The sequence below is a fragment of the Rhodoblastus sp. genome, assembly GCF_052145335.1.
Lineage (GTDB): Bacteria > Pseudomonadota > Alphaproteobacteria > Rhizobiales > Beijerinckiaceae > Rhodoblastus.
In genome coordinates this window covers 1-11,524 of record NZ_JBKQOU010000298.1, presented here as the reverse complement: position 1 = coordinate 11,524, position 11,524 = coordinate 1, and the positions used below count along the sequence as shown (strand labels likewise).

The following is an 11,524-nucleotide window of genomic DNA, read 5'->3' as shown; positions in this document are numbered from 1 at the left end:
ACGAAGCCATTTGTTTCCCCCCGCCCGATGAAGAGTGTCGGGGGCTTGTTGGCTAAGTTTGGCGCGCTGCTCACAGAAATCAGCAGGTTTACGCCAGTCGTAAAACCACAGGCGGTCAACCATGTGCTCGCAATCAACAGCGCCCAAAATCTCGATTGCAATCTTTTTAGCGTCACCAGTGGACATGCTGCGCTCCCAATCCGGCGAGTGAACGATTACACCCGACCCCTGCCGCCTAATTTTACATCAGCGTCAAGCTGCAACAATTCTCCTCCTTGATCGGCAATGCGCTTTGGATCGTTAGCAAATCTCTTTTCGCTGCACAGCCGGACTGATTGCGCGACCAACGACAGCTTCGTGGCGAAATCCTGCCCTTTCGCTCGGCGCTCATGGCCTTCCGCTTCCCGCCGTTTTGCGTCGTTTGGCGGGAACCTATGTCAAGCCTCGATCACCAGCCAAAAATCCGGCGCTGGCCTCCTGCGCCCTTCAAGCGGCGCCACTCTCATCCGCCGCCCAAACCCATCGAAGACGGGCGTCCTTCGACGGGCTGGGTAAGATGGCGTCCTCACCCCAGCAGTTTCAGCGCCGCCGTCATTTTCTCCAGCTTCGCCACCGCCAGATCGCGGCGCTCCTGGTTTTCCTCGACCACTTCCTCGGGCGCGCGGCGCAGGAAATCGGCGTTGCCGAGCTTGGCGTCGATCTTGCCGATCTCCTTCTGCTCCGCCGCGATTCCCTTTTCCAGCCGCGCCCGCTCGGCGGCGAAATCGATCACCCCTTCCAGCGGCAGCGCCAGATTCGTGCCGCGCGCCAGAATCTGCACCGATTGCGGCGGCGCCTTCGCGACCTGATCGATCCGCGACAGCCTCGCCAGCCGCCTCAAAACATCGTCCCAGCGCTCGGCGCGGCGCTCTTCGGCCTCGCTGGCGCCGACCATGGCCAGCGGAACCTGTGCCCCGGCGGGAACATTCATTTCCGCGCGCACGGAGCGCACCTGCGACACCACATCGACCACCCAGCCGACTTCCGCCTCGGCTTCGGAATCTTCCAGACCTTTGAGGTCGGGCCACAAGGCGAGAGCGAGAACGCTCTCGCGCGGAAAAAATTCGCCCTTGATCGCCCACAGCTCCTCGGTGATGAAGGGCATGAAGGGATGCAGCAGCTTGCAGGCCTGATCGAGCACGAAGGCGATGGTTTCGCGCGTCTCCTGCTTCGCCGGGCCGTCCGGCCCCTGCAGCAGCGGCTTGGTCAGCTCCAGATGCCAGTCGCAGAAAATATTCCACACGAAACGATAGGCCGCCTGCGCCGCCTCGTTGAACTTGTAAGCGGCCAGCGCCGTCTCGACCTCACTGAGCGCCCGCGCCGTCTCCCCGAGAATCCAGCGATTGAGCACTTCCTTGACCCTGGTCGGATTAAAACCGGGACGCCCGACGCAATCGTTCATTTCGGCGAAACGCGCGGCGTTCCACAGCTTGGTCGCGAAATTGCGATAGCCCTCGACGCGGCTGGTCGCCATTTTGATGTCGCGCCCCTGCGCCGCCATCGCCGCCAGGGTGAAGCGCAGGGCGTCGGCGCCGTAAGTTTCGATCAAATGCAAGGGATCGATGACATTGCCCTTCGACTTCGACATTTTCGCGCCCTTTTCGTCGCGGACGAGGGCGTGCAGATAGACGTGGCGGAACGGGACCTCCTTCTGGAAATGCAGGCCGAACATCATCATACGCGCGACCCAGAAAAAGATGATGTCGAAGCCGGTGACCAAAACGTCGGTGGGATAGCGCCGGGCCAGATCGTTGTTTTCCTCCGGCCAGCCGAGCGTCGACATCGGCCACAGGCCCGAGGAGAACCAGGTGTCGAGCACGTCCTCGTCCCGCGTCAGCAGGCCCGCCGCCTTGCCCGGGTCTTCGGCGATGGCCTGCGCTTCCTCGTCGGAATAGATGCCCCGCCGCGCCGCGTCGGCGAGGGCGTCGGCAAGCGCCTCCTCCTCGTCCTCGGCGACATAGACCTCGCCCCAGGGCGAATACCAGGCCGGAATCTGGTGGCCCCACCACAATTGCCGCGAAATGCACCAGGGCTGGATGTTTTCCAGCCAGTCAAAAAAGGTCTTTTCCCAGTTCTTCGGCACGAAAACCGTTTCGCCCGAACGCACGGCCGCCAGCGCCGGCTCGGCGAGGCTCTTGGCGTCGACATACCATTGGTCGGTCAGCCAGGGTTCGATCACCACGCCGGAACGGTCGCCGTGCGGAACCTGATGCTCGTGCGGCTCGATCATGGCGATCAGGCCGCGCGCCTCCATCGCCGCGAGCACCGCTTTGCGCGCTTCTTCGCGGGAAAGCCCGTGCAGGCTGTCGAGCGTTTCCGAGAGGTCGTCGTTCTCGATCACGCCCTCGAGAAACGCCTCGTTCTCGCGCAGGATGATCCGCGCTTCGGCGTCGAGAATATTGACCAGCGGCAAATTGTGCCGCGCGCCGACCTCGAAATCGTTGAAATCATGCGCCGGGGTGATCTTCACCGCGCCGGAGCCCTTTTCTGGATCGGAATAACTGTCGGCGACGATCGGGATCAGGCGGCCGACCAGCGGCAACAACACGTTGCGGCCATGCAGGTGGGCGTAACGCTCGTCGTCGGGATGGACCGCCACCGCCGTGTCGCCGAGCATGGTTTCGGGACGGGTCGTCGCCACCACGATGAACTCATCGGTGGCGGCGCCATTGTCGTCGGCAAGCGGATATTTGAAATGCCAGAGCGAGCCCTTGACGGTCTGCGCCGCGACCTCGATGTCGGAAACCGCCGTCAGCAGTTTCGGGTCCCAGTTGACCAGCCTTTTGTCCTTGTAGATCAGGCCGGCGCGATAGAGCTCGACAAAGGCCTTGAGCACCGCGCGCGACGAACCGTCATCCATGGTGAAACGTTCGCGCGACCAGTCGCAGGAGGCGCCGAGCCGCTTGAGCTGGTTGACGATGGCGCCGCCGGATTCGGCCTTCCAGGCCCAGACCTTTTCGAGAAAGGCCTCGCGGCCGAGATCGCGGCGGCCCGGCTCCCCGGCGGCGGCGAGCTGGCGCTCGACCACCATCTGAGTGGCGATGCCGGCGTGATCCGTCCCCGGCTGCCACAACACGTCCTTGCCGCGCATCCGCTCGTAGCGGCAGAGAATGTCCTGCAAGGTATTGTTGAGCGCATGGCCCATATGCAGCGAGCCGGTGACGTTCGGCGGCGGGATGACGATGGTATAGGGCGCGGCGCTGGCGCGTTCCGGCCTGCCGGCGCGAAAGGCTCCGGCCGCCTCCCATTCCGCTGCGATGCGGCTTTCCACGGCGGCGGGATCGAAAGTCTTGTCCATCATATTGTGCGAACCAGTATTTTCGGGTCCGATCTTTCGATCGGACCACGAGCGGCGGATTTCGCGCAACAAAACCGAGCGCGACCGGCAAGTCAACGCAATTGCTGGCGTGAGGAGCGCAAAACGGAGAGGATTGGTGCGAGGCTCAGTCGCGGCCGCGCGCGACGCGTTCGATTTCGGCGCGGACAAGCCGTTCGACGACGTTGGGCAGGTTGTCGTCGAGCCATTCCTTCAGCATCGGCCGCAGCATTTCGCGGGCTAGCCGCTCGATCATGCGAGGGTCCCGCAGCAGCATCGATTCGGCCAGCGCCTCGAAAGACGCGCCGATCCGGGCGCCGCTGGCCGGCGACACCAGAGCCTGTTCCGATTTCGAGGAGTCGGATTCCGTTTCGAGAGTCTTCTGCTCGGCCGCGGGCGCTGACGGAGCAGCAGGCGGAGGGGCCGCTTGTTCGGTGCGGGGCTCCGTCCGAGCGGTCTCGAAAATCCGAGCGTTCTCGACAACGGAAGTGGCTGGCTTTTCCGCAACCGGTTCGGGCGCAGGCGGAGCCGGCGCGCGAAAAGCCCGCGCGGCGATTTTCAGCCGGGACTCGACGGCGTTCGACAACGGCTGGACCAGAGTCACCACCGAGGCTTTGGGGGGATCGGCCGGCTGGTCGGCTTCTGGCAACGACGGCCGCAATTCCATGGCCGACGGCAAGTCGGCGCCGCCGGGTTTCGCCGGGGTTTCCTGCGTCACGCCTTCGGTAGCCGCGACATCCTCGACGGCTTTCCGGGCGGCGACTTCCTTCGCCGGCTCTTGCTTTGCTGGCTCTTGCACCGGCGCGCGTATTGGCGCGAAATCGCGCAATTTCAGCATCGGCGGTTTTAACGAGGCTGCAGCCAGAACCGTCGTCGAAGGAGTTCGCGGCGAACCATTGGCGGACTGGCGCGAAAGGCGCTGGCCAAGTCCGAAAAAGGCGTCGGCGACCGGGGCGGCGCTCGCCGGCGCCGCCTGGGCGGGAACGGCCGCAGCGGCGGGAACAGCGCCGGCCGGTGGCGGCGCAGCGGTGGCGCGGGCGCTGCGGCTTAGCGGCAGGGCGTCGTCATCGGCGATGATTCGGCGGATCGAGGCTAGAATATCGTCCATTGACGGCTCATGCGCCTTCTGTTCGGCGCTCAATTCGGTCGAATGAGACGGGGCGTTTGCGGTCATGGCCTCTGACGCTCGCAGGCGAATCGGGAAGATATAAAACTGCGCTTCCTCGATGCGACGCGCAAGCCAGGATCACGCCGGGTGACCGCTGAATCTCATGTTTCCCACCGGGAAACACTCTTGCCCAAGGGAAGCTTCAGCGTCCGTCCGGGGTGTCCAGACCGATGAAGCGATTCTTGGTCTGCTGGTAATGAATGTCGGGGTTATAGGCGACAACGCCGAGGCCGAGGCCTTCCGCGGTCAGCCGGCCTTCGGCCGCCATCACCGCATAGGAGGCGACGACGCGGTCGTGCTGCGCCGTCACCAGCTGGACGCGGCTGTTAAGCAGGGTCTGCTGGGCGTTGAGCACGTCGAGCGTGGTGCGCTGGCCGACCTTGGCCTCCTCGCGCACGCCATTGAGCGCGACTTCCGAAGCCCTGACCGCCGCCTGGAAGGATATGATCTGGGCGCGGGCCGCCTGCAACTGGCCCCAGGCGCTAGCGACGGCGGCGCGAACGGCGATCCGCTGAGAATCGACCGCCAGCCGCGCCTGCCCCAAAGTTTCCTTGGCCTGGCGCACGCCGGCGTATTCGGCGCCGCCCTGGTAGAGCGGCACATTGATCGCGCCGACGACGCTGACGCTCCACTGATTGTAATTGGGGAAGCCGCTGGTGTCGTTCGTCTGCAACACTTGGCCCTGAACGGTAGCCGTCGGCAGGAGGGCGCCTTCCGCGACCTTGACCGCCGCCTGGGCCGCATCAACCTGGTGCAGGGCGCCGAGAATCGTGGGATTCTCTTCCAGACCTGTCAAGATGGCGCTGTCGACCGTGCGCGCCAGCAGTTTTTCGATCGGCTGCGCCGGCTGCAACTGCTTGGGCGGAACGCCGATCTGGCGGCGGTAATTCGCCACCGAGGTTTCGAGTTGCGATTGCGCCACGGCGTAGTCGGCCCGGCCGGTGGCGAGCGACGATTCGGCCTGGGCGACGTCGGTCCGCGTCACTTCGCCGACCTGGAAGCGATCGCGCGTCTGCTGGAGCTGGACCTCCAGAACCTTGATGTTATTGGCGCGAAGGCCAAGCACCGCCGTGTCGCGCAAAACGTCCATATAGGCGGTGGCGCCGGCCTGCAAAGTGGTTATTTCGGTCTCGCGCATGGTTTCGCGCGCCTGCAGCACCGACGATTCGGCCTGTCCCACGCTATTGGCGGTGCGCATGCCGTCGAACACCGTTTCCGTCACCTGGGCGCCGGAGCCGCGCGGAAAGGCGCCGTATTTGGTGTTGCCGCCTTGCCCGAACAGGTTTGATATCTCGCTGACCTGACGGCCGGCGTTGAGGTTTCCGCTGGCGTGAGGCAACCAGCCGGCCTTGGCCGTCGGCACTTGTTCGTCACGGGCGCGCACCGCGGCGCGCTGCTGGTTGATGTCCGGATTATTGCTGTAGGCGCGCGACAAGGCGCCCGACATGGTTTCCGCCGACGCAGGAAAGGACGCGCCCGAGGCCGCGAGAGCGGAAACGCCCAGCGCCCATCCTAGCTTAGAGAAAAACCGCAAAACCGCACTCCTTAACCGGCCCGAACCGGAGCCATCCCGAAGGGCAGCCGAAGCGCCCTTCCTATACGGGGAATAAGATGGGCCGACGCTGCGTCCAAAATCATGGATCCCGAGCCCAGCGTCAACCACAAGGACGCAACAGCAAGCAATCCATCGCGCAAACCCGCGTTTTATCAGCGCCCTGCGCCAAAAAAGTCACAGAATTCCGGCGCCCATCGCTCAAAACACAAATTCCCGCGGCTTGGCGAAAGAAGCCAAGGCGCCCGCCGAGGCGTCGAACAAAACCCGGGCGCTGACATGGCCGTCGGCGCTCTGGAACAAGGTCGCCTTGCCAACCCGCGCGCCGGCCTGATTCGCGACGATGGCGACCAGTCGTCCGTCCGCGCTCAACTGCTTGAAAAGCGCCTCGAAAGCGCCCTGGCTGACGCCGTCGACTAAAATCAGGTCGAAAGGGGCCTCGCCCGGGGCGCCCAGCGCCAGCGGCGCCGTCAGCGTTTTTACATTGTTCAGGCCGAGCGCGGAAAAATTGGCCTGCGCCTTGGCGGAGAGGATGGCGTCGTCGTCGAGGCTGACGACCGAGCCGACCAGTCCGGCGATCAGCGCCGCCGCATAGCCCGAAGCTCCGGCGACGACCATAACCCGCTCGCCCTCGCACAAACGCGCCTCCTTGAGCAGGCGGGCAAGGATCAATGGCGCCGTCAATTCGCGCGGTTGCGCGCCAGTGACGGTCAGGCAGGCGTCGGAATAGGCCAGCGTCGCCAGGTTCGGATCGACGAAAAGTTCGCGGGGCACTGCGCGCATCCGCGCCAGCACGCCGGCGTCGGTCACGTCGAAGGTGCGGATCTGCCGCTCGACCATGGTTTCCCGCAAAACCGCGGACGAGGCGAGAGGCGCGGGGGAAGAAGTCGCCAATTCGGTATCTTGCATGGCTCGCCTACAGGAATCTGTCGGACCGTCGGCCCGACGCGCATGGTCCTCGCGGGACCTTGGGCGCTTTATAAGCGGGCGACCAGCCTCTGTCCACAGCCTGTCGCGACGCGATAATTTCTCGCCCGGGCGGCGGCGGACGGAAAAAGCGTTCAAGATCAAGCAGCGGGCCTGCCCGTGGCGAAATCGGGGATCGGCGGCTGGAATTGCTTGATCTTTCCAGCTATCTTGACCTCCCCGCACCGACTGCGGGCGCTCTTTCCCATGAGGGAAAGACGAGTCGCAATCTCTTGAAATTTTTGCTAATGGCCTGCGCTCCGGAATGGACTGTGCAAGTCGGCAAAGTCAGTCTTTGTTCCATGCGCCCAAGGGCGCGAAAAAGGGCGTTCATGGCGACCGAAACATTCAAGCTCTACCTGATAAAGCCTTCGCATTACGACGACGAGGGCTATGTCATCCAGTGGCTGCGTTCGGCCATTCCTTCCAATACTTTGGCCGCCCTGCATGGGCTCGCCGCCGATTGCGCCGCGCGAAAAGCGCTCGGCGACGACGTGCAAATCGAGATCGTCGGCCTGGACGAGACCAACACCCGAATCCGCCCGGAAAAAATCGCGGCCTCGATCAAGGCGGCCGGGCGTGGGCTGGTCTGCCTGGTCGGCGTGCAGTCGAACCAGTTTCCCCATGCGCTGGATCTGGCGCGGCGTTTTCGCGCCTGTGGCGTCGATGTCGCCATGGGGGGCTTCCATGTCTCCGGCTGCCTCGCCATGCTGCCCGAATTGCCCGCCGATCTCCTCGAAGCGCAGGCGCTCGGCATCAGCCTGTTCGCCGGCGAGGCCGAGGGACGGCTGGACACCGTTTTGCGCGACGCCTACGCGGGAAAACTGCAAAAGCTCTATAATTTCATGAAGGACCTGCCGGGGATCGAGAGCACGCCCGCGCCGCTCCTGCCCTCTTATGTGATCCAGCGCACCAGCGGCGCCGTCACCAGTTTCGACGCCGGGCGCGGCTGCCCATTCCAGTGCTCGTTCTGCACCATCATCAATGTACAGGGCCGCAAGTCGCGCTTTCGCTCGGCCGATGACGTCGAAGCGATCATTCGCGCCAATCTGGCGCAGGGGATCAGCAGTTTCTTCATCACCGACGACAATCTCGCCCGCAACAAGAACTGGGAGCCGATCTTCGACCGCCTGATCGCCATGCGCGAAAACGGCGTTCGCATGTCCTTCGTCATCCAGGTCGACACTTTGAGCCACCGCATTCCGCGCTTCATCGAAAAAGCGTCGAAGGCCGGCGTGCGGCGGGTGTTCATCGGGCTGGAGAACATCAACCCGGAAAACCTGATCGCCGCCAAGAAGAAGCAGAACCGCATCGCCGAATACCGCGAAATGCTTCTCGCCTGGAAAATGGCCGGCTGTTACACCACCGCCGGCTATATCACCGGCTTTCCCGCCGATACCCCGGAATCGATCGCGCGCGACATCGAAATCATCAAGCGCGAGTTGCCGCTCGACATGCTGGAATTCTTCTTCCTGACGCCGCTGCCGGGATCGGAAGACCATCAACGCCTGCTGAAGGCCGGCGTCTGGATGGACCCGGACATGAACAAATACGACCTCGAACATGCGGTCACCGCCCATCCGAAAATGTCAAAGGCGCAATGGGAAGGCGCCTACAAGGCGGCCTGGGCGGCCTATTACACCCCGGAACATATGGAAACGGTGATGCGTCGCTCGGCGGCGACCGGAAACTCGCCGGGCAAGGTGATGTTCCTCCTGATCTGGTTCTGGGCCTGCATCAACCTGGAGAACATTCATCCGCTGGAAGGCGGCTATTTCAGGCGGAAGGTGCGCCGTGACCGGCGGCCGGGCATGGCTCTCGAAAACCCGCTGGCTTTCTATCCAAAATACGTCGCCGGCGTCGTCGTCAACCATCTGCGGGTGGCTGCCATGGCTTTGCGGCTGGCGCGGCTGAGGCGGCGACTCAAGAAATCGCCGGATGCGCGAACCTATATGGACCTGGCGTTGACCCCGGTCGAGGACAGCGATCTCGACGATCTGGAAATGTTCAACAATTCCGCCTCCTCCCGCGCGGCGGGCGACCACGCCAAGAAAATGCTGGCCAAGCATCACGATCACGAACTGGCCAAGCAGCAGGAAAAGGTCGGCTGAACGGGCGTTCGGCTTGAGGACTGAAAGCAACCCCTGGCGAAAAACCCGGGGTTGTTTTTTGCGAGACGGGAGCTCAGCCCTTCAGCTTCTTGTTGCACTCGCTGTAATAGCCGCCGCCCTTCTGGATCCATTTCAGGCCGCCATTGGCGCCAGTCGCCTTGTTGGCGTTGTACTGGTCGACGCAGGTCTTCATGCGGGCCTTGCCGGGCTTTTCATTGGAATAGGTCGGCGAAACCGCAGTGGGGAATACCGCCGGACCGGTGTACGCCGGAGCCGCCGGCTTGGCGGGCTTGGCCGGAGCGGCGGCCACGGGCGCGGCCGGGGCGGCAGGCGCCGCGGCGGCCGGCGCCGCCTTCATATCGGCGCGGCATTTCGAGGAAAACTGCAGATAGCTCAAGCCGCCGGTCGTGCCGGCGGTCTTGGCCGCCTGCCATTTGTCGGCGCATTGTTTCATCGCCGATTCCTCGGCGCGGGCGGCGGAGCCGAGGCCGATGAGCGCGACGGCGCCGACAAGCATAAGTGCTGAACGATAAGACATGAAAGGCTCCCCAGGAACCGGCCGCCATCGGACGCCGGATTGCAATGCGAAGCTTCCGTCTCTTTTTCGCGTCCGTCAATGCGAAGCTGCAACAAACTATCGTGAAAACCTAACGAAAGCCTCGGTTTTCCCAACCCCGTCGCGCTGGCAAACCTGTGAGCGGCCAGGAGCAAAAAAAACCGGGATCGAAACCCCGGTTTTTACAATAAGTTCCGTTCAGCTGATCTTGGCGGACAGGATCTTGTCGGGATCGCGCACCGGTTCGCCGCGCTTGATCTTGTCGACATTCTCCATGCCGGAGATCACCTCGCCCCAAACGGTATATTGCCCGTCGAGGAAGCCGGCCTTGGCGAAACAGATGAAAAACTGCGAATTGGCCGAATCGGGACTGGCGGCGCGGGCCATCGAGCAGGTTCCGCGCACATGCGGCTCCTTGTTGAATTCCGCCTTGAGGTTGGGATAGGACGAGCCGCCGGTCCCCGTGCCGTGCGGGCAACCGGTCTGGGCCATGAAGCCGTCGATCACGCGATGGAAGACGATGCCGTCATAAAAACCTTCGCCGACCAGTTTCTTGATATGGGCAACGTGATTGGGCGCGAGATCGGGGCGCATGCGGATGACCACTTCGCCCTTTGTGGTTTCCAGCGTCAGGAGATTGCCTTCGTCGGACATGATGTTTCCTTCTTTCGATAAATTTGAGAATCAGGCGTCTGCCAGTTTCATGCTGATGATCTTGTCCGGGTCCGCCGGCGGCTCGCCGCGCTTGATCTTGTCGACGAATTCCATGCCGGAGACGACTTCGCCAAACACCGTATACTGCCCGTCGAGGAAGGGCGCCGGGGCGAAGCAGATGAAGAATTGCGAATTGGCCGAATTGGGCGAGCTGGAGCGCGCCATGCCCAGCGTGCCGCGCACGAAGGGCGCGGAGGAAAACTCCGCCGGCAGGTTGGGCATTTTGGAGCCGCCCATGCCGGTGCCGGTCGGGTCGCCGGTCTGGGCCATGAAGCCCTCGATGACGCGATGGAAGACGATGCCGTTGTAGAAGCCGCTTTTCACCAGCTCCTTGATCCGCTCGACATGTTTGGGAGCAAGGTCGGGGCGCAGGCGGATGACTACCGTTCCGTTCTTGAGCTGGAGATAGACGAGATTGGACTTGTCCTCCTGCGCCAAAGCGGAACGGCCGGCGAAGAGAGCGCCGGCCGCGCCGAGCGACAGGGTTTTGGCCAGTTGGCGGCGATCGAAATGCTTCCTATTCTCGTCGGTCATGGAAATTCCTTTTAGTGTTTCGCCGCCTTGGCGCGAAGCGCCTCGACGACCAGCGGCGGCGCGAAGGCGGAGACGTCGCCGCCCATTTTGGCGATCTGGCGCACCAGAGTGGCGGTTATATGTCGCACTTGCGGACTGGCGGGAAGAAAAACTGTCTGCACGTCGGGCGCCATCACCCCGTTCATTCCCGCCATCTGCATCTCATAATCGAGATCGCCGCTATCGCGAAGCCCGCGCAGGATCAACGTCGCGCCATTTTTCCGCGCCGCTTCGACCGCCAGACCGTCGAAAGTGACCACCGCAATTTCGCAACCCTGTTCCGCCGCCTCGGCCGCGCAGACCTTTTCGATCATTTCCGCGCGTTGTTCGGCGGTGAACATCGGCGTCTTGCCCGGATGCAAGCCAATGGCCACGACGAGGCGGTCGCAAAGCCGCGAGGCGGCGCGGATCACATCGACATGACCATAGGTGACGGGATCGAACGACCCCGGATAGAGCGCGACGCGTTGCATGAAGCATTGCTAGCGAAACCGCGCCCTTTCCGCAACGCCGAAGGCCCCGAAAAGCC

At 63.3% G+C, this 11,524-nt stretch carries 10 protein-coding genes; 1 reads left to right on the top strand and 9 read right to left on the bottom strand.

What is annotated here, in order from left to right; translation table 11 throughout:
- The 5 genes from ACLP2E_RS18175 to ACLP2E_RS18155 all read right to left on the bottom strand — a co-directional run.
- Nucleotides 1-186 (bottom strand): hypothetical protein (locus tag ACLP2E_RS18175; protein WP_442466739.1); only part of this gene is annotated, 186 nt, incomplete at its 3' end.
- 379 nt (nt 187-565) lie between these two features.
- A complete protein-coding gene (locus ACLP2E_RS18170; protein ID WP_442466738.1) occupies nt 566-3,340 on the bottom strand; it encodes a valine--tRNA ligase in 2,775 nt (924 codons plus the stop codon).
- 142 nt (nt 3,341-3,482) lie between these two features.
- On the bottom strand, nt 3,483-4,529 hold the full coding sequence (locus tag ACLP2E_RS18165) for a DUF2497 domain-containing protein (RefSeq protein WP_442466737.1): 1,047 nt from the start codon (nt 4,527-4,529) through the stop codon (nt 3,483-3,485).
- 136 nt (nt 4,530-4,665) lie between these two features.
- Entirely contained in the window at nt 4,666-6,057 is a 1,392-nt protein-coding gene (locus tag ACLP2E_RS18160) for a TolC family outer membrane protein (RefSeq protein WP_442466736.1), read from the bottom strand.
- A gap of 219 nt (nt 6,058-6,276) precedes the next feature.
- Nucleotides 6,277-6,984 carry a protein-L-isoaspartate O-methyltransferase family protein gene (locus ACLP2E_RS18155; protein WP_442466735.1) on the bottom strand — a complete coding sequence of 236 codons (708 nt, stop codon included), beginning with the start codon at nt 6,982-6,984 and terminating at the stop codon, nt 6,277-6,279.
- Between the two features lie 389 nt (nt 6,985-7,373).
- On the opposite strand from ACLP2E_RS18155, the gene ACLP2E_RS18150 reads away from it, so the two are divergent.
- Nucleotides 7,374-9,152 carry a B12-binding domain-containing radical SAM protein gene (locus ACLP2E_RS18150; protein WP_442466734.1) on the top strand — a complete coding sequence of 593 codons (1,779 nt, stop codon included), beginning with the start codon at nt 7,374-7,376 and terminating at the stop codon, nt 9,150-9,152.
- Between the two features lie 73 nt (nt 9,153-9,225).
- Here ACLP2E_RS18150 and ACLP2E_RS18145 read toward each other — a convergent pair whose 3' ends face one another.
- From ACLP2E_RS18145 to coaD, 4 genes are all read right to left on the bottom strand, one after another.
- Nucleotides 9,226-9,690 (bottom strand): hypothetical protein, encoded by a 465-nt coding sequence (locus ACLP2E_RS18145; RefSeq protein WP_442466733.1) that lies wholly within the window; start codon nt 9,688-9,690, stop codon nt 9,226-9,228.
- A gap of 216 nt (nt 9,691-9,906) precedes the next feature.
- Nucleotides 9,907-10,362, bottom strand: coding sequence for a peptidylprolyl isomerase (locus ACLP2E_RS18140; protein ID WP_442462596.1), 456 nt, complete (start codon nt 10,360-10,362; stop codon nt 9,907-9,909).
- Between the two features lie 30 nt (nt 10,363-10,392).
- Nucleotides 10,393-10,956, bottom strand: coding sequence for a peptidylprolyl isomerase (locus ACLP2E_RS18135; RefSeq protein ID WP_442462597.1), 564 nt, complete (start codon nt 10,954-10,956; stop codon nt 10,393-10,395).
- 11 nt (nt 10,957-10,967) lie between these two features.
- Nucleotides 10,968-11,468 carry a pantetheine-phosphate adenylyltransferase gene (gene coaD / locus ACLP2E_RS18130; RefSeq protein WP_442462598.1) on the bottom strand — a complete coding sequence of 167 codons (501 nt, stop codon included), beginning with the start codon at nt 11,466-11,468 and terminating at the stop codon, nt 10,968-10,970.
- Between the last annotated feature and the right edge of the window lie 56 nt (nt 11,469-11,524).